This is a genomic window from Corynebacterium vitaeruminis, assembly GCF_001054325.1.
In the GTDB taxonomy this organism is placed as follows: domain Bacteria; phylum Actinomycetota; class Actinomycetes; order Mycobacteriales; family Mycobacteriaceae; genus Corynebacterium; species Corynebacterium vitaeruminis_A.
In genome coordinates, this window is sequence record NZ_JVVM01000012.1 from 16,859 (window position 1) to 35,321 (window position 18,463).

Consider the following 18,463-nt stretch of genomic DNA (forward strand, 5'->3'; position numbering starts at 1 on the left):
GAAGCCCTAGGTAGATAGAGCGCTCTTACCAGGGAGAGTTCGCAGTGATATAGGAACCAAGCTGCTGCCCGTTCCCATCGATTATGTTCCAATTAGTCGATACAACGCCAACAGCACCTTTTTCTGGAACCCATACAGGCCCTCCGGAATCGCCTCGTTGAGCGTGTACGTTCTGAACCTGTATAGCGTTGTCCTCGATTTGGTATGCCTCGCGATCAGCGGCTAAACCGCAGGAAACTTTCCCCGTAGTGTTCCCGTATATGCAGACTGTCTCGCCAGTTTGAACATCTGTTGGGGATATCGTTGAGTCGCCCGAATACGAATTTTCACCGGCAGTAGCGGGGTCATCAAGCGAGACAACTCCAATATCGTTTCCCGTATCTAGTGAGTGGTCATAGGTGGGAGACGGTTGGAATACACCAATTTTCTGAAAGGTTCCATCCGTCACTGTGTCTCCATCTTGTCCACAATGACCTGCTGTATAGATTTGCGAATTGGTTTTGTCGACATAGCCAGCCGTACAGACACTAGCTTGTGGCCCATTAGCGTGAACGATGACAACTGGATCACCTTGGTTAATGGTGGCCGCGTAGGCCGGTAGTCCGGTTGTAGCCGTGATAACGGCAGTGACAGTGAAAATCCATGAAGGTCTATTCATGGGGAAATCTGCTCCTCAGCGTGTTAGTTGGTGGCGTCCCAAAAAACTGGTTGTGGCGTTTTCGGGCCGCACATTGAAAAGCATTTCCTCTGGTTGGGTTTCCTAGAGGGCGAATACGAACGCGCATGGTGAGCGTCCAATCATCCTAAAGATGCGCAAAAACAAAGCTAATCTCGTCGAAAGATGGAACTTATGCGTGCCGGGCAGTTCATATACCCGTTTCGTATCGCGAATATAAGGAAATATATAAACCTATCAGTTAAGACAGAACCTACGCTCAACTGGGCAGTCATGCGCGATAGTGTTCCAAAAATGGGGTAGAAGAAAGGTCAACGCCCATCGGGGGAGCGGGCTAAACAGCTGCAGAGTTGCCGCAGGCACTGTCACCGTCGTCAAGCGCGGCAACGAGTTCGCAGCGTGCACGAGTTCCGATTACGGACGGCACTAACTCACTGCCGAAATGCAGAATCTTGCTGCGAGTTGTCAATCGTTATACAAAGTTGTCGAATTTGTTAGCAAACGGTTGGCACGTGGGGCTCGTTCGTAATACCAGAACAGTAAATGAGAGGTCATATCCTGCTGCCAAGCAGGGATAATCTAGAAATTACAGAGCTCTCCGTGATGCCGGGGAAGAAAAGCACATCAAGCCTGTAATGCAGTTTTCTAAGAATTTCTCATAACGAAAACCCAACTAAAGGGCTTTCGCGCAGTCATGAAGCCCAAGTCGCACTGCAGGTTGCCTGTGGCCGCTATAGCATCGGCTTTGTCCAGACATTTCGTCTACATCACTGAGGAACAGGAACGGCACATCATGGCTGACAACACAAAGAACACTGCTAAGAACACCCCGGCAACTCAGGCTGGCTCGGACTCCGCGAATAAGGGAACCGGCCACGGCCACACCTCTATCGACGACAGCGTCGTCTCCAAGATTGCCGGCATCGCTACCCGCGAGGTCTCCGGTGTTTATGACCTTGGCGGTGGCATGGATCGCTTCGCTGGCTCCGTCCGTGAGTTTGTCTCCGGCGGTAGCGCCAACGTATCCCAGGGAATTGCTGTTGAGGTTGGCGAGCGCCAAGCTGCAGTCGACGTCACCATCATTGCCGAGTACGGCGTTGCCATCCACGAACTGGCTGAGGCTATCCGTCAGAACGTCATTAGCTCCGTTGAGCGTATGACCGGCCTCGAGGTCACTGAAGTCAATGTTGATGTTTCCGATGTTCACACCGACTACCAGACCCCGCAGGAGCGCGAAGAAGAGGCTGCTAAGCAGCGCGAAGAGCAGCGCAAGGCCATCGCGGCTGCTAACGAGCCCAAGGAGCAGCCACGCGTTCAGTAGTTAACAACTATTGCGCGTCGAGGCCGGGCAGAATGGGCACTTAAGCCCGCATAAAGGGGAATTTCATGTTCGATAATTACACAAAGACCTTCGCGACGATTGCCGTTGTCCTGTGCTTCGCCGCAATGATTGGTGGTTTCACGGGTTTTCTTGCGGTTATTGCCTTCGGGGGTCTGGCCGGTGCAGCCGGTGCGGTACTCGATGGAAAAATCGATGCGCCCGAACTCAACCGTAAGTTCAACCGAGGGGGCCGCCGACGGTGACTATCCACGTTCCAGCAACGCGTGGCACCACTGTCGTAAGCGAAAAGGCAATCCGTCGCATCGTAGAGATGGCCGTGCGCACGGTTCCCGGCACGCTCGACCAATCCCGTGTTCTAGGGCGCGACTATCCAATTGTCTCTATCGACAGTGAGATTGCCCCCAATTCTGCCACGACAAGCGTCGTTAGTGCAGTTCGAGTCGCAGTTCGCGCTGTCGCATCCTGGCCAGCGCCGACAGCGGAAATTGCAGTGCGCATTCGTTCCAGCGTCGCAACCTGGCTCGTTGATATGGCCGGTCTTGAAAATGTCACCGTCGATGTTGACATCGACAGTGTCGAACCCGGGCACGTGCGTGTCACCAGAGAGGACTTGGCGCACTTTTCGGATCACCCGCAGCTGACACCTATCCGAGTGAATCAGCAGGTAGTAGCCGCCCCACAGGTGCGGTGGGTCCCAGAAGTGCAGTCCATCGCTGTACCGACGCCGCAGCCGGTACGCAATATTTCAGTACCGCAGCCTCAGCCAGTGCGCAGTATTACTCCGGTGGCACCGCAGCCGGTACGCAGCATTACTCCGCCGCGTCCAGAACGAGTACGCAGTGTCCCAGCACCTGCTCCACAACCGGTGCGCTTCATCACGCCGCCGAAGCCGCAACCAACTGTGGCTATTAAGGCACCGAAGCCGCAACCAGCCCGACGCATTGTTGCACCACCGCCGCTGCCAGTGACTCGCACCTCGGCGCCGAAGCTGGTACAGGTGCGTCGCACACCAACTCCACGGCCAATACAGCTGCGAAAAGTCGCAGCACCAAAGCCGACGTCCTTGGTGCAGGTGAGTGTCCCCCGGCAACCAAAGCTGCGTCCGGTACGAGTGCCGTCGCCACGCACAATTAGTGTTAAGGCGCCACGACCAGCGCTATTGCGGCCGGTCAAAGTGCCGCGTCCAACCCGGTTGAAACAAGTTCGCGCACCGCGACAGGAGCAGCTGCGCCCGGTATCCGTGCCACAACCACGTACCGTGGTGGTAAGCACGCCAGAGCCGCGCCCACTGAAAAAGATTGAGGTGACACCCTATGACGCCGACTGAGAGGTCATCGGCCGCGGTGGTCTCGGACGAGTCAGTCGAAACTCGCCAGGGACGTGACCCGCGTCAATCACCAAAGGTTCGCGGGCTGGGAGTTTTCGCCGGTCTGTTGATGATTGCAGCGGCCGTAGTCGCAGGTAGAGAAGCAATCATTAGCGCCAATAGCTCAGGTGACACCTCATGGTTACAACCGGTATTCGACTGGTTCAGCAACCCACAGGGCTCAGCCGCGTCATGGGTGTTGCTCCTCGTCGGAATCCTCGCTGCAATCTATGGGCTGGGACAGCTCATAGCGGTGTTTCTTCCCGCCCCGCGCCGGTATGTACGCGTCGATGACGATGGCAACCTGCCAGTTTGGATGCATAAGTCTGACTACCAAGAAATCCAAAATGGCACGGCACTTGCTTCCGGAACTCACGGCGGATACGAAGGTGATGACAAGTGAAAACATCAGTAAGGGTATTCGACCGAATTGTGTTGTTCCTCTTCTCAGCGCTGTTACTACTGGTAGCAACATGGGCAATTGCTAGCTACTTCGATGTCGCTCCTGCACAGTGGCTTCACGACACCGGGCGGATGGAATCCTGGGAAAAAATACCTGAGCAAAGCTGGTATGTTCCCGTCCTCGGTGTAATCACAGCGATTCTAGCGGTGGTCGGCTGCAGCTTGGTGGTCGCTAATCTGCGATCGCACCGGTTCAGCACGGTTTCCGCATCAGAATCACAGGAAAAGTTAGGAGAGATTTCGCTGCCGGTCGCCGATGTTGCCGATGCGGTGTGCACCGATTTAGAGCGCAACGCCCACATCAACCAGGCGGATTCGCGGGTCTACCGTGATAATGGAATCCCGACCTTAGAAGTGACTGTGGCAATGCCACCGCAGGCGAGCCTCTCCGCTGTTGTAGCTGCCCTGAAAAACGCGGAGCGTGATATACGTGATGCCCTTGGGCATGCTGATATCGCCTCGACTTACAAAATCGAGCTGGACCGTTAGTCAGCTAGTCAGCTTCGCGGGGGGAGACAACCTACAACGGCTAGCTAGGTGCCCTGGTCAGAGCGGGCCTAAACAGCAGCAGAGTCGCCGCTGGCACTGTCGCCGTCGTCAAGCGCGGCAACCAAATCGCGGCGCGCACGGGCGACGCGTGAGCGAATAGTGCCCACGCGACAACCTGCGATTTCCGCGGCCTCCGCGTAGGAGTAACCCAGCACCTGCGTCAGAATGAGTGCCTCGCGGCGTTCCTCCGGCAGCTGCTCTAGCAGCACGCGGGCGTCAGCGAGCTCTGACCACGACTCGCCGGTCGTAAACTGCTCGGCAGCGTTTTCTACTTCCACCGCAGACTTCTTCGGGCGCGCCGAATCATGGCGGACCGAATCCACCCACACGCGCCGGGCCAGCGACAACAGCCATGTGCGGGCAGAAGAACGCGCCGCAAAACGGGGAAGAGCCCCCATCACACGCAGGTACGTCTCCTGCGTTAAATCATCCGCAGCATCAACGCCGCCGAGATGTGCGACCAGACGCCACACGTCCTTCTGCGTCAGCCGCACGAACTCCGTCAGCGCAGCCTGATCACCGCGACCGGCTTTCAGTGCCAGCTGCGTGATGTATTCGTCATTAGAGACGAGGCGTGCGGGAGTCATGGCAATAGCTTAGCAACTTAAAACCTAAAGATAATTCGCCTGACTGCACGTGGCCTCACCTGCAAGAAACAGGCGGCGGCGCAGCCAGGCGAACTAGGGGGCAATTACTAGAAGCGGATGGCGTCGATGGGCTTGACGCGGACTGCGATGGTGGCCGGGATGATGCCCGCTAGTGCGCCCACGAATGTCGCGACCAATACGCCGATTACAGCGGCCGTGACAGGGTAGGCCACGGCGCCCGTCTCCAGCGGCAACGCCAGCATCTTATCCAGCGGCAGCTGCTTGACCGTGATGATCGAGGCAATCACGCCAACCACGCCCGCCACCGTCGTGGCGACAATCGACTCCAAGAACACAGAGATAAAAATCCGGCCTGCCGACGCGCCCATTGCGCGACGAATACCAATCTCACGGACGCGGTGGCCAATGGTGACAATCGAGACCGTGAGCAGGCCCAACGCACCAAGTGCAATCACAATGCCACCGATAATGCCCAGCGCAGTGGTGATGGTGTTATTCATCTCCTGGGAAATCTCCGTGTCCTTCTCCGACAGGGAAGTATTCACCTTCCAGCTAGGGCCGAGCTCCGCCTGGAAAATGTTGTGCAGCGCCTTCTGGTTCTCCTTCGCGGACTCCTCAGGCGTTGCGACGAGAAGTTGCGGCTCACCCACCGGACCCTCGTAGCCGGCATTGAGGAAGGAATCGTAGTGCGTGACAATGCTCGGGGCGTCCCACGAGCCCAGAGACTTATACACTCCCACTACGGTGAAAGTGGTGTCGCCCGTTTCCTTCAAGGTGAAGGTGGGATGATCTGCCAGCGCAGGGTTGCCCAGGGTCTCGTAGAACTGGTCGTTGACCACCACGGGGTTCATCAGACGCTGGCCATCGACATCTTCCAAACGGCGTCCCTGCACGATGGTGCGGGCGTAGATATCGAACCAGCCGGGATCAGCGGCAATCAGCTCCGGAGTGCCTGGCGAAAAACACTCGTAATCATCCGGGGCGCAGTCATCCATATTTTGCTCGGGTGTGGCTGGCTGCATGCGAACCCGCGACCACAAGTTGGCATGGGTGGTCTCCACCAGGCGGTGAGTGGCAGTGGAAAAGGCGTCATTGATAGACCCGTCCGGGTTGATGACGCTCAAATCGTCCGGTCCGTTTCCGCCGATGCCCGCGCCGCCGAAGCTACCGAAGCTATCGGCCATTGTGCCGTCGCCGAAGCCACCATCGCCGAAGTCACCGCCTTCCTCAGAACCGGAAGTACTTGCTCCGGCAGTCAACGTGACCGTGCCGGCGATGCCCGTGCTCTGCGCGGTAACTGCATCCTGAGAGCTGGTGAGAATATTGCCAAGTGCGATCACAGTGGTCATGGCCCACACCGCGGCGGCCACACTGACCAACGACAGCATGATGCGGCCACGGTTAATGCGCAGCTCATGCCACGCTTCCAACAGGGCGCCGAGATAAGGCGTTGCCGCATAGAGGAAGGAAGGCCGTGACTTCGATTCTGTTTCTTTATTCGTCGTCATCAGCAACCTCCTCGAAGCCGTGCATGGCGTTGGCAGCAGATAGCAGGACGGAGTCGGCGTGCAACTGACCGTCGCGAAGCTCAAGTGCCCGATCGCCGCGCTCGGCGACCTCTAAATCGTGCGTAATCACAATCAGCGCAGCATTGTTTTCGGTGGCGACTTCTTCGAGCAGATCCATGACGATCTTGCCGGTGTCGACATCGAGCGCACCGGTGGGCTCATCGGCAAGAATGAGCTGCGGTTGGCGCACGAGCGCACGGGCAATAGCCACACGCTGCTGTTCACCGCCGGAAAGCTGCGAAGGCGTGGCCTCTAGACGGTCTCCCAGACCGACGCGCTCCAGCATTGCGGCGGCGAGCTCGGTGCGATTCCAGAACTTCTCGCCCCGGTCGTACATCAGCGGAACCTCAACGTTCTCCAGTGTGGTGCGGGAGGGGAAGAGGTTGAACTGCTGGAAGACAAATCCCAAATTATCGCCCCGGAGCGCAGCGCGTTTCCTATCCGACAAGGTGGAAATATCGGTGCCGTCGAATGTGTACGTGCCAGAATCCGGCAAATCGAGCATGCCAATGATGTTCAGCAGTGTTGACTTACCCGAACCGGACTGGCCGACAATGCTGAGGTGCTCACCGCGTGGCACTTCGAGGTCGATGCCTTTCAAAATAGGCAGCTCCTCGCCGTTGGGGAGCGTCACTGTTCGAGTGACTGCGGTCAAACTAAGCATGGCGCGGGCCTACTTTTCAGAGCCAGCGTCATCGCCGGACTCATCGAAGCCAGTGTCACTGCCATCACCGTTGCCGGTACCGTCGCCGCTGCCGTCGCCAGCGAACTCGTCCTTGTAGGAAGGTACGTACTCCAAAACCTGCTGGCCTTCCTTCAGGCCGCGCTTGATCTCAATGAAAGTGCCATCGTTGGCGCCCAACTCGACCTTGATCTTGGTGGGCTTGCCGCCATCCTTGGCCGGAGCGTAGACAACACCTTCGCGGAAGCGTCCCTCCACGGCGGTAACCGGCAGGGCCGGGACCTCCGAGGTGGTGCCACTGCCAAGAATCAGCGTTGCGGGAACGCCTTCGTAGACTGTCTGATTTGCGGGAATATCGCAGCGCAACTGTGGGCCACCCGAGGAACTCCCCGCAGCGGCGGCACCCATGCCAGCACCGTCTCCAGCGCCAGCGCCTTGCGCGCCCGTGCCGCTTCCCGTGACAGTCTTGACCGAATCGCACAAAAATGGTGCCGGGCCGTCGGTGATGGCGAGGCGGCCATTGTTAATCGAGTCTCCCAGCGTGTACAGCTGGCTCGGCTTAATAGGTGCTACGGCGTGGAAGCTGTTCGGCGAAATCGTGCCAATTTCCTGGCCAATCTCAACCGTCTGGCCAATCACGATATCCCACTGCACGGTGCCAGAAGCCTTCGCGGTGATGTTGCCCCAGGTCACGGTAGTTTCGGGCGCAGTGGCTGCGGCGTCTTCATCATCGGAATCCGCGCCGCCGGAGGTGCTGGCAGTCTCGGACACCGAGGTCTTCTTCACCTGGAGCAGGTTTTGCCCCTCTACGGCGTTGCCACCGCTGTTGACATAGGCGTCAGTGATTTCACCAGACGCGTTGGCGCGGATCACGGTGGGCTCATCCGGGACGATGGTGGCAGACAGCTTCTGCGTGTTATTGATCCGTTGAGGGGATAGCTCCGTAGTGGGTTGGGAGAAATCACCGGTTGCTTGGGCATAGTCCTCGTCGTTAGCGGGGAAGAATGCGATCTTGAGAAGCGCAACGGTCGCCAGCAACGCCAGCGTGTACTTGAAGACTGTGAGCGCTTTTGCGCCCCTCCCTTGTTTTTTCATGTCTGCAGAAGTATCCGATCAGAATCCAAAATGACAGCGTGTTACGCGAAAAATCCTACCCTCAACCCACGCGAGCAGTGGTAGTGCTGGCTATACCTTTGATTCAGTGCTGATAGGTATTGCATGAAAGCGCAGTAAGTGCTTTTCGACGATCATCGTGTGTGGTTTTCGTGGAGGAAGTCTGCCCTTTTTGGGGTCGAGGGCTCGTCGCCGATACAGCGAACCTAATCGGACTAATAATTAATGCCACATATCAATTGTGGGCGACTAATAGGCAAAATATGGAACTTCGTGTAGGGTGGAAAACGTCAGGGCATGTTGTGACTGTCATCTAGCCCTTGTCTTTAGGAGGAAACGCCCCATGTCGAATCTCTATGAAGGCTCCAATGGTCCGACTACTCGTCTCAACGGTGCGCCGGTCCCTACAGAGCAGCACTCGCAAACCAACGGCCTACAGGGAGGTATTAACCTCCACGACATCCACCTGCTGGAAAAACTCGCGCACTTCAACCGTGAGCGCATTCCGGAGCGCGTTGTTCACGCTAAGGGCGCAGGTGCTTTCGGTGAGCTGACCGTCACCGAGGATGTCTCCAAGTACACCAAGGCTGCCGTCTTCCAGCCGAACACTGTCACTCCGATGCTGGCGCGATTCTCCACTGTCGCTGGTGAGCAGGGCTCCCCGGATGGTTGGCGTGACGTGCGTGGCTTTTCGCTGAAGTTCTATACCGAAGAGGGCAACCTCGACATCGTGGGCAACAACACTCCAGTGTTCTTCATCCGCGATGGCATTAAGTTCCCGGACTTCATCCACTCTCAGAAGCGCCTGCCGGATACGGGTCTGCGCGATGCCAATATGCAGTGGGATTTCTGGACTGCCTCTCCGGAGTCCGCTCACCAGGTCACCTACTTGATGGGTGACCGTGGTATTCCGAAGGACTTCCGTCATATGGACGGCTTCGGTTCCCACACCTACCAGTGGATTAACGCTGAAGGTGAGCGTTTCTGGGTTAAGTACCACTTTAAGACTCGCCAGGGCTGGGACTTCCTGACGGATGATGAGGCCGCTGAGCTGGTAGGCGAAAACACCGACCACGCTCGCCAGGATCTCTTCGAGGCAATTGAGCGCGGCGACTACCCAACCTGGGACGTCAAGGTGCAGATCATGCCTTACGACGAAGCTGCCAGCTACAAGGTGAACCCGTTCGACCTGACCAAGACCTGGTCGCAGAAGGACTACCCTCTGATTCCGGTCGGGCACTTCACCTTGAACCGCAATCCGGGCAACTTCTTTGCCGAGATTGAGCAGGCCGCTTTCGCGCCGTCGAATACGGTTCCGGGCATCGGCTTCTCCCCGGATAAGATGTTGCTGGCTCGTGTGTTCTCCTACGCTGATGCGCACCGCTACCGCCTTGGAGTCAACCATGACCAGCTGCCGGTGAACCAGCCGCGCTGCCCAGTGAATTCCTTCTCGCAGGATGGCTACGGCACCTACCACTACGCCGACCCGAAACTGCCGGTTCATGGCTCCAACGCCACCGGACGCGGCCCGGAGGCCGATACCGCGGCTGCGGCTGAGGCCGCCGGCTGCCCAGTGCGCTCCGGTCACGCCGGGCAGGTCGATGCCGGTGTCTTTGGTCAGTGGGAGAGCGTGGGCGAAGAGTTCTACGCCGGGGCGTATGTCCAGCACCCTGAGGATGATGACTTCTCGCAGGCAGGCGACCTTGTTCGCAACGTGATGGATGACGCCGAGCGTGACCGCTTGGCGGACAATATCGTCGGTGCCATGCAGGGTGTCTCCCCAGAGGTGGAGCAGCGTGTCTACCAGTACTGGACCAACGTTGATTCCTGGCTCGGTGCCGAGGTGGAAAAGCGTTTCAAGGCAACGAAGTAAAGCATCGAAGTAAGACAGCCGCGTAGGGGGGGGGCTGCGCAGTAAAGCTGCAGAGTAGAGCTGCGCACCACGCGGTAGATCGAAGTAAGGAGAAAAGCGTTAGCCCTGCAGGTGGTTTGACCATCTGCAGGGCTAACGCTTATTTAAAAATTCTGTCTGTGCATGACAGCCACGGGCTTGGTGGTTGCCTGCACGCCGACCCAATTGGGGCGGCTAAGGAACAACCCTAAGTGTGAGCTGTTTTAGGCCCCGATGCGCGGCAGGCTCGGGGAGCCGTTGAAAAACGACTTCGGAGCAGCTGCAGCCTCGTCAGCCTCGTCGGCGGACTCGGACACCTCTTGGCCCTGTTCGACAGCGTCGGAGACACTATCAGCCTCGACGCCGGTGACGTGAGTGGATTTGTCATTCGTCGTGGACTGATCGTTCGTGATGTGGATGTCCATGAAGTCGCGGCCGAACGGAGCGTTCCAGTCGCCGGTTTCTAGCAAGGTCAGGTCACCATCGATGGTCGGGTTAATCTCGACGGTGACGTTGACGGTCGGGCCGGAAGGCATTGCTTCCAGAACCTCAACGATAGGAGTGACGTCCATGTTTTGGTGTTCCTTTAGACAGTGTCGAAATGAAGAATATTGGTTTTAACTGAACAATAAACCGCAGTCTTGAATAAAGACTGGCGGTTTATTGTGTCAAGGATTGGCAGAGCTATTGTCCTGCCGTGCAGCACGGAGCCGGCTTAGACGAGCTTCAGGTCGCCAACCTTCGGGTTCAGGAAGTGGAATTCCTGATCCTTGGACTGGTCGACATCGGTCTCCGGGTTCAGGAAGTCGGAAACGCTGACGTCGTGGGAGTCGGTGGTGGAGTTGTCGTCGGTGACGGAGATGTCCAGGAAGTCGTTACCGAACGGCAGGTTCAGGTCGCCACCAACGTTTGCGAAGTTGATGTCGCCGCCAGCCAGCTGCTCGAAAGCCGGCAGCGGGCTCTCGACGGTGACTGCCGGGAGTGCCTCGATGATGGTTGCGATATCTTCTGCGGAGCAGGACATGAGAAAATCCTTAGGTTCTCGGGGGTAAAGATTTTGAGTCGCTCTTGGCGAACTCACAGAAATTAAGTTAACCGATGCGGCAAGAGGCTGCAATGAAAAAATAAGTGAGTTGTTCAGAGTCATGCGGTGGGGTTGTAAAGAACGGCTCAGTGAGAGTGTCATTAAGGCCGATCTTGTATCTCTTTGAGTGACCCTGTCATGCGGTTTCGATGCTGGATGACAACGCTGTCGTTTTCTTAAAATTTACCGAGAGTGCATTGATTGTTTCAGTCTTTGTTCCGCAAAGGTGCAGGCAAACAAACATTTTATAAAATGCGTTAACCAAGGGTTTCCTAAGTAGCGTTGATCGAGGGGTGGTTAACGTCGAAAACTGCCGCTCGTAATAGGGGCATAAAGGGGTCGGACAAGCCACCCATAGCCATGAGAGGTAGGTCACAGTGTAGCGATTTGAAAGTGTGGGAAAAATACCCCCTTCTGGGTAGAAGGGGGTGGCCTAAGGGCGTAGTGCAACATCCTAAGAGGCCGATTTGTAGCCGGACTGTGACGGCGTATTCAGGCCCCTTTCCGCTCCGCTAGTTACCGCTCCGGCTCGTAGTCTTCAGCGGACCCGTCACGGGCACCCAGGACTGCGCGTCCCAGCACCTCGGATGCGACAGTGGCGACGACCAGAACAGCGATAATGGCCAGAATGGCAGTCAAGGTCTTTCCCCAGGTCAGGTCGCCCTGGTCAGCCTCTAAGACCAAGTTGGCGATTACCAGCGCGGGGACGCCCACCATGATTCCTGCTGAAAGCTGATTCAACCGGCTTAAGGCATCTTTAGAGCGCCACATTGCCACGCCAGCTAAGAGCAGGTACAAAGATCCGCCGATGACCAGCACGGCAAACAATATAGTTACAAGAATTGAAGCGATACTCATATTGCGATTCGTCCTTACTGGGGCTTAGCGGCGGCCACGGGAAATAACTCGGGCCAGACCCACGGTCGACAGAATGCCAAGAAGTCCAGCCAGCATTGCAATATCGAAGGTAATGGCCGTAGTCCGCAGCATTGCGGTTGTGAGGAACACTCCCACCATGGGGTAAAAAGCGGCGTCGGAAAGCACGGCGCGGGAAACATTTCCCTTGACCCGGAATATCAACACCACGCCAACCAGCAGCGCCACCGAACATAGAGCAATACCAATGCCACTAATTACCTGCACCGCGGTGGGGTCGATCAGTGTGTCATTCATGAGCGTGCTCCTTCATCTTTGCTGTTGGAGACGGTGGCATCCGGCAGTGGCAAACCACGGTCGACCTCGGCAGCAACGCCGACGACGGCGTCCGGGTCGATGAACTGGTCTGCGTCGTATTCCTCGAAGACGAAGGCCTTCGGGCGGGGAACAGTGCGGAGGCTGGGAACGAGGTGCTCCTCCATGTCGTAGAGGGAGTCGTACAACGCATCCAAATCGGCACCGAAAATCGCGTGGATGATAAACAACCGTCCCGCGTCGGTCTCACGGACGCCGCAGACTAGCGTGCCCGGGGTCATAGTGATGGACTCGGCAAAGAGAGTGACCTCAAGGTCAGACGTCACACGCAGCGGCAGCCCAATGAGCACCGGCTGCTGCTTCTGGTTCGGGCGCAGAGTATCGCGCACCACGTCCGTCGCAGCCACAATGACCTGCCAAACCAGCCAGAGGGAATAGCGGATAATATGCAGGAACTTCATCAGTAAATACCTCCGATGGCGTTTTCAACTCCGCCGAGAGTGGCCTCGCGGTAGCCATCAATATTCAGCAGCGCATCAGCGGCACCGGTGGTCGCCCAAGTAACGGCACCGACTGCGACGAACATTGCCACGGAAACAATCGCGAGCATGGCAGACGGCGCAACCAGTGCACCCGGGACACGTACCGAATCATCCACGCCCTGCATGGGCCGGCCCCAGAAGACCGCACGCCACAGACGAATCATGGCCAGCAGCGAGCCCAGCGAGGCAATGACAATTGCGGTAATTGCGACAATCGAACGGGCATCGCCAGTAGCTGCGGACGCAAAGACAATGCCTACCTTGCCCCACACACCGGAAAACGGTGGGAAACCAACAATAGAGAAGCTCATTGCTGCCATCACCCAAGCGACTGCCTGGTCGCGGCGGGCAAGGCCCGAAAGCCTAGAGAGCGTACCCGTACCGTAGGTTTCTTCTACTGCGCCGGAGCCCAGGATGAGGGCGCCGACAGTCACCATGTGGTGGATTGCGTAGAAAATACCCGCAGCCAGTGCCGCCTTGGCGCCCTGGCCGTCGTTAGCATCCGTGAACGCCAGCACAATCAGAATGAACGGCATACCCGTGACCATCTGGTAGGCCAGCACCTCACGCATGGTGTTTTCCGCGAGACCAGCAAACGCGCCGACCAGCATCGAAATCGCCATGATGATAATGATCGGCCAGTGCCAGGAGGGGTTCATGCCCACAATCACGACGTAGATGCGGAACAGCATGTACACCGCAACCTTCGTATGCACCGCAGAGAACAGCGCCATCACCGCAGGGCTTGTCGACGGATACGTCCTCGGCAGCCAAGTGTGTGCCGGAACCAAACCAGCCTTCACGCACAGTGCGATGATGACAATGCCCAACGCGACCACACCAGTGCCACCGGGGCCACCCTCGCTGGCCATGTTAGCCAGCATTGCGATATTCACATTGCCCGCTGAGCCGTAGATCAACGCGACACCAATCAGTAGCACCGTGGAGGTCAAGAGATTGACCAGCACGAAGTTACGACCAGCAGCCAGGCGGTGCCAGGTTCCGGTTACTGCAATCAGGCCGTAGGAGGGCAGCAGCATGACCTCCATGAACACGAAGAAGTTGAACAGATCGGCAGTCAGGAAAGCACCCGACATACCGGACAGCATCATCAGCGTCAGGGAGGGGAAGAAACGAGAGGTGTTTTCACCCGCGACATGGGCGAACCAGTTACCGATGGCCACCACCGCGGCGGCCACACCCAGCATCAGCATGGAGAACGTGTCCGCCAGGAAAGGAATCGAGATACCACCGGGGAACGCGCCCACACCGTGGCCGACCGGACCGTTTTCAGCGACGTAGAACATCACCCAAAACGCAGCCAGCGACGACAGTGCCGGGATCAGAATGCCCATAGTCGCGCGCATCCACAGCTTCGGCAGGATGGCTGTGACCGCCGACAGAATCAGCGGGATTGCCGCAAATAGTGGCAGCAGTGAAGACAGAGTTGAAGGGGACATTGCCGAGGTCATTGCAGAGGCTTCTACCATTTCTCGTCACCGCCGTACGGGGTCTCGCGCGGGAACTTATCCGGAGCCGGAGTGACCCCTGGGGTGCCGGTCACTGTGGAGTCCGAGTCCGCCGGAACATTCTTACCGGCACGACGACCAGCCGTCGACAGCTGTCGCATAGCCTCGCGATCCTCATGGATACGGGTGTCGTCGTCACGGCCCAAACCAGCCAGTGCCAGCATGAACGCGGTCACAGCCATGGTAATCACAATCGCTGTCAGCACGAACGCCTGCGGCAGCGGGTCCGCCGTCTGTTCGATAGCGCCAGCGCCCGCGGTGCCTTCATTGCCCAGCAGCGGCTCGCCGCGCCAGGCACCCACACCAGTGGACAAAATAATCAGGTTGGCGGCATGGGAAATCAGAGTCATACCGATGATGGTGCGCAGCATGCCGCGCTGTAGCACCAGGTACGTGCCACCGCCTGCGAGGACGGCAGCCATGATGGCGATAATCATTTCTTGGCCTCCTCAGCAGTGGCGTGAGCGGGGGCGGGAGCGCTTTCCGCTTCTGAGGCGAACACGCCCATCTCCGGCGGCACCCGCAAGCTCGAGCGGTCTGGATAGAGATCCTGCATCACATCGTCCGACCCGGTCACACCAGGACGGTTCGGGCCGCCCAGGAGATTCAGCGCGGTTGCCACAATGCCGATGACGGCCAGGTACACGCCGACGTCGAAAAGCAATGCCGTGGTGAGGTGCTGACCCAGGAACTCGCCGTACAGCGGTGCCAAGAACGACCCCTTGGCGAATCCGATGAAGCCCGTGACGATTGCCGTGATGACACCCGCGGCGCTGAGCACCACCGGGGTCTTCTTGCCGAAGACCAGCTCGTCGCGGTCCTTGGACAGGTAAATCAGCATGACGGCAGCGGCGCCAATCAGCGCCGCGTTGAAGCCGCCGCCCGGAGCGGTACCGCCGCGGTAGAGAACCACAGCAGACAGCGCGAACAGAACCGGCGACAGCCAGCGAACCAGCCAGCGCATCATGATGGAGTTCAGTGCGGGCTCCGCAAGCGGGGAAGGTTGATCGAGCAGGTGCGGGAAACGCGGCATCGAAGTGACAACCGCCGCCATCGCAACACCCGCCATACCGAGAACCGCCAGCTCGCCCATGGTATCGAAAGCACGGAACTCAACCAGGATCACGTTGACAATATTGGTCTCGCCCGTGACCTTCTCAGTGTTGTCGATGTACCACTGCGCAACCTCAGGCAACTGACGACGGCCAGTGAGGAACCACACCGCGCCAAACGTAGCCAAGCCCACAGCAACCGCCACGACCGCGGCCGAAGCCTGGCGGTTCTTTGAGGTCTCAGAGAACGCGCGCGGCTGGAAGCGCAGCACCAGCATCATCAGCACGACAGTCAGGATTTCCACCATGAACTGCGTCAATGCCACATCTGGTGCGCCCAGCAGGAGAATCTGCAACGTGACACCAACACCGGTGACGCTGAGCAGCACAGCCGCCTGCAGACGGTTCTTTGCCCGAAGCGTGGCCCACACGCCAATCAGGACAACGACCAGCGGAATCAGATCGGTCAGGTGGTCGATGTCGTCGATCTTCGGTAGCACAGGAGCACCGCCGACACCCGGAGCGATTGCGATGGCCAGGGCGTACACCGCGAGCAGACCAAGCAGCGGCAACAGGTGACGCGACGGCTGATGCGAACGCGCCATCTTGGCCAGCACGCGCCCCACACGCTGCGAGACGCTCAGCGACGCATTGATTGCCTCCACGCCAGTGAACGGGAAGAGCTTGCGGTCGGCCATGACGGCGCCTATGCGGGCGCGAGTGAAGATGAAGCCCACGCCGACAGCCAGCACAATCACAGAGATAATCAGCGGCACATTCACGCCGTGCCACAGGCTCAAGTGCGACTCCTGAGTCGTGCCAGCCGGAAGCTGACCGACCGTATCCGCCACGCGGTCCAACGGACGGTTCAAAATAGCGCCGGCAGCGAAGGCTGCAGGCAGGCTCAGCACGCCGGGGATGGCGGCCGGAAGCCACAGCGAAATCGGGGCCTCATTGATGTGGTCAACATCGCGCGGGCCATCCACGAACGCACCAAACACCAAACGTGCCGAGTACGCGAAAGTACCAATCGCACCAATCGCCGCCACCGTCAGTAGGATGACCACGCCAGTGTTGGTCAAAGGCGCGCCCTCGAATGCGGTGAGCATGCCCTCCTTCGACATAAAGCCGAAGAACGGCGGAATTGCCGCCATCGATGCCGCGCCGAAAATCATGGAACCAAAGCTCCACGGCATCTGCTTCCACAACGGACCCAAACGGCGAATATCGCGCGTGCCCGCCTGGTGATCAACCACACCGGCCATCATGAACAGCGAAGACTTGAACATCGCGTGCGCAATGGTGTGCACAACCGCGGCCATAATGGCGAACTTCGTGCCCACACCAATCGTGGCGACAATCCAACCCAACTGAGAGACCGTCGAGTACGCAATCAGCTTCTTCAGGTCAGTCTGCTGCAGCGCAAAGTAGGCCGTGGCAACAGCCGTCCACATACCCATGACAATCAGCAGCAACTGCCACACGCGCACGTCCGCGAAGACCGTGGAAAAACGCATCAGCAGGTAAACGCCCGCCTTGACGACGGCCGCAGCGTGCAAGAAAGCGGAGACGGGAGTTGCCGCCGCCATAGCCTCTGGAAGCCATGCGTGGAAGGGGAACTGAGCCGCCTTTGTGAAAGCGCCCAGGGCCACCAGCGCGGCAATGAGACTGCGCGCTGTCGGGTTGGCCTCCCACTCAGGCGAAGCCAAAACCTCGGTGAGATTCGTGGAACCCGTCAGCCACACAGCACCGCCGAGGGCGGCTAGCAGAAGCAGACCACCGGTGAAGGTCAGCAGGAGTGTGCGCAACGAGCCCAGCTCGCCCGACGAGCCCGACCTTGCGATGAGCAGGAACGACGCCATCGAGACCAGCTCCCACCCGATAAAGAGGAGCATGATGTCGTCGGCAAGCACAAGGAGCAAAACCGCCAGCATGAACGCCGTCATCAGGACGTAGAAACTCATCGCGGACTTCTTAGGCGGCAAATACGCGGTGGAGTAGATAAAGACTATTGAGCCCACCAACAGCGCCAAGAAACTGAACACCATGGAGAGAGGATCGAGTTTGAGCGCAAATGCCGCGTTCAGCTCCGGGGACCAGACGCGCGACCAGGTGAAGGTGGTGCCGTCGAGAACATCGCCCGTTACACGCGAAAGCTGGACCACCGATGCGAGAAAAAACGCGACGATGGGCCAGCCTGCGTGACGACCAAGGAGCTTCACAAACAACGGGGTCAGTGCTAAGGCGACCGCGACCAGCAGCGGGACCGAAAGGAGGGTTAGGCTGTCGGCGGAGGCTTGGGCTGCTTGGGTGGCTTGGGCTGCTTGGGTGGCTTGGGCTGCGAGCGTTGTTGTGTGCTCTGCGGCGCTGCCTGCTTGGGTGGTAAGAGTTACCGGGGCAGAAACAGTTGCCGGGGCAAAAAGAACGGAATCTGAAGAATTCAATGTTGCCGATACGCCGCCGGACGCAAACTCAGAAGCCAATGTCTGGTCTGGTGGTGCGGTCGCCGACGGAGGACTGGCTGTAAAGGAGCTGGCTGATGCCAGAGCTGCTGCCAGGTGCGTCACTTGGGGGCTACTTTCACATTGCTGTTAAAAAAGTTCGTACTTCTACAGATTAACAGCCGCGAAATTGCTCCACGCGGGGTGAAAGGGCATTTGGGGGAATGGGGTACGGCTCTGCGGATTCAGTAGTGAAAAAATAGTGGAACGAGTGATGAACGGTGCGTCGGCGGGTGGGCACCTTCGCTACTTACGCCCAATCCGAGTTACTGACTGCGTTTATGTCAAAAATGGCCCGAAAAATGGC

At 58.2% G+C, this 18,463-nt stretch carries 19 protein-coding genes; 6 read left to right on the plus strand and 13 right to left on the minus strand.

The window, feature by feature from the left end; all coding sequences use genetic code 11:
* Nucleotides 1–25 precede the first annotated feature (25 nt).
* Nucleotides 26–658 carry a trypsin-like serine protease gene (locus ADA16_RS10905; protein WP_082150638.1) on the minus strand — a complete coding sequence of 211 codons (633 nt, stop codon included), beginning with the start codon at nt 656–658 and terminating at the stop codon, nt 26–28.
* Nucleotides 659–1,469: 811 nt separating this feature from the next.
* Here ADA16_RS10905 and ADA16_RS03125 point away from each other — a divergent pair.
* The 5 genes from ADA16_RS03125 to ADA16_RS03145 all read left to right on the plus strand — a co-directional run bounded on the left by ADA16_RS03125 (nt 1,470) and on the right by ADA16_RS03145 (nt 4,335).
* Nucleotides 1,470–1,997, plus strand: a complete 528-nt coding sequence (locus ADA16_RS03125) for an Asp23/Gls24 family envelope stress response protein (RefSeq protein ID WP_048759116.1) — start codon at nt 1,470–1,472, stop codon at nt 1,995–1,997.
* 65 nt (nt 1,998–2,062) lie between these two features.
* Entirely contained in the window at nt 2,063–2,260 is a 198-nt protein-coding gene (locus ADA16_RS03130) for a hypothetical protein (RefSeq protein ID WP_005511694.1), read from the plus strand.
* Nucleotides 2,257–3,345 carry a hypothetical protein gene (locus tag ADA16_RS03135; protein WP_048759120.1) on the plus strand — a complete coding sequence of 363 codons (1,089 nt, stop codon included), beginning with the start codon at nt 2,257–2,259 and terminating at the stop codon, nt 3,343–3,345. The genes ADA16_RS03130 and ADA16_RS03135 overlap by 4 nt, the downstream gene beginning before the upstream one ends.
* Nucleotides 3,332–3,787: a hypothetical protein gene (locus tag ADA16_RS03140; protein ID WP_048759121.1), complete on the plus strand. Its 456-nt coding sequence runs from the start codon at nt 3,332–3,334 to the stop codon at nt 3,785–3,787. Before ADA16_RS03135 ends, ADA16_RS03140 begins: the two co-directional genes overlap by 14 nt.
* Entirely contained in the window at nt 3,784–4,335 is a 552-nt protein-coding gene (locus ADA16_RS03145) for a hypothetical protein (protein ID WP_048759122.1), read from the plus strand. Before ADA16_RS03140 ends, ADA16_RS03145 begins: the two co-directional genes overlap by 4 nt.
* 68 nt (nt 4,336–4,403) lie before the next feature.
* On the opposite strand, the gene ADA16_RS03150 is transcribed toward ADA16_RS03145, so the two are convergent.
* The 4 genes from ADA16_RS03150 to ADA16_RS03165 all read right to left on the minus strand — a co-directional run bounded on the left by ADA16_RS03150 (nt 4,404) and on the right by ADA16_RS03165 (nt 8,348).
* On the minus strand, nt 4,404–4,982 hold the full coding sequence (locus ADA16_RS03150) for an RNA polymerase sigma factor (RefSeq protein ID WP_048759123.1): 579 nt from the start codon (nt 4,980–4,982) through the stop codon (nt 4,404–4,406).
* Nucleotides 4,983–5,089: 107 nt separating this feature from the next.
* Nucleotides 5,090–6,511 (minus strand): ABC transporter permease, encoded by a 1,422-nt coding sequence (locus tag ADA16_RS03155; protein WP_048759125.1) that lies wholly within the window; start codon nt 6,509–6,511, stop codon nt 5,090–5,092.
* Nucleotides 6,498–7,235 (minus strand): ABC transporter ATP-binding protein, encoded by a 738-nt coding sequence (locus tag ADA16_RS03160; RefSeq protein ID WP_038627399.1) that lies wholly within the window; start codon nt 7,233–7,235, stop codon nt 6,498–6,500. Before ADA16_RS03160 ends, ADA16_RS03155 begins: the two co-directional genes overlap by 14 nt.
* Before the next feature lie 9 nt (nt 7,236–7,244).
* The gene (locus ADA16_RS03165) at nt 7,245–8,348 is read right to left on the minus strand and encodes a hypothetical protein (protein WP_048759127.1); all 1,104 of its coding nucleotides are present in this window, start codon (nt 8,346–8,348) and stop codon (nt 7,245–7,247) included.
* Nucleotides 8,349–8,709: 361 nt separating this feature from the next.
* Between ADA16_RS03165 and ADA16_RS03170 the strand changes: the two genes are divergently transcribed.
* Nucleotides 8,710–10,239, plus strand: coding sequence for a catalase (locus tag ADA16_RS03170; RefSeq protein ID WP_048759129.1), 1,530 nt, complete (start codon nt 8,710–8,712; stop codon nt 10,237–10,239).
* Nucleotides 10,240–10,481: 242 nt separating this feature from the next.
* Here the strand turns inward: ADA16_RS03170 and ADA16_RS03175 are convergent, their stop codons facing one another.
* The 8 genes from ADA16_RS03175 to ADA16_RS03210 form a co-directional block, all read right to left on the minus strand.
* A complete protein-coding gene (locus ADA16_RS03175) occupies nt 10,482–10,829 on the minus strand; it encodes a hypothetical protein (protein WP_048759133.1) in 348 nt (115 codons plus the stop codon).
* 143 nt (nt 10,830–10,972) lie between these two features.
* Nucleotides 10,973–11,281: a hypothetical protein gene (locus tag ADA16_RS03180; protein ID WP_048759135.1), complete on the minus strand. Its 309-nt coding sequence runs from the start codon at nt 11,279–11,281 to the stop codon at nt 10,973–10,975.
* A gap of 576 nt (nt 11,282–11,857) precedes the next feature.
* Entirely contained in the window at nt 11,858–12,199 is a 342-nt protein-coding gene (locus tag ADA16_RS03185; RefSeq protein ID WP_048759137.1) for a monovalent cation/H(+) antiporter subunit G, read from the minus strand.
* 24 nt (nt 12,200–12,223) lie between these two features.
* On the minus strand, nt 12,224–12,514 hold the full coding sequence (locus ADA16_RS03190) for a monovalent cation/H+ antiporter complex subunit F (protein WP_005511667.1): 291 nt from the start codon (nt 12,512–12,514) through the stop codon (nt 12,224–12,226).
* Nucleotides 12,511–12,993: a Na+/H+ antiporter subunit E gene (locus ADA16_RS03195; protein ID WP_048759139.1), complete on the minus strand. Its 483-nt coding sequence runs from the start codon at nt 12,991–12,993 to the stop codon at nt 12,511–12,513. Before ADA16_RS03195 ends, ADA16_RS03190 begins: the two co-directional genes overlap by 4 nt.
* Nucleotides 12,993–14,564, minus strand: coding sequence for a monovalent cation/H+ antiporter subunit D family protein (locus ADA16_RS03200; protein ID WP_152680717.1), 1,572 nt, complete (start codon nt 14,562–14,564; stop codon nt 12,993–12,995). Before ADA16_RS03200 ends, ADA16_RS03195 begins: the two co-directional genes overlap by 1 nt.
* A complete protein-coding gene (locus ADA16_RS03205) occupies nt 14,558–15,040 on the minus strand; it encodes a sodium:proton antiporter (protein WP_048759141.1) in 483 nt (160 codons plus the stop codon). Before ADA16_RS03205 ends, ADA16_RS03200 begins: the two co-directional genes overlap by 7 nt.
* Nucleotides 15,037–18,222 (minus strand): DUF4040 family protein, encoded by a 3,186-nt coding sequence (locus tag ADA16_RS03210; protein WP_048759142.1) that lies wholly within the window; start codon nt 18,220–18,222, stop codon nt 15,037–15,039. Before ADA16_RS03210 ends, ADA16_RS03205 begins: the two co-directional genes overlap by 4 nt.
* Nucleotides 18,223–18,463 lie beyond the last annotated feature (241 nt).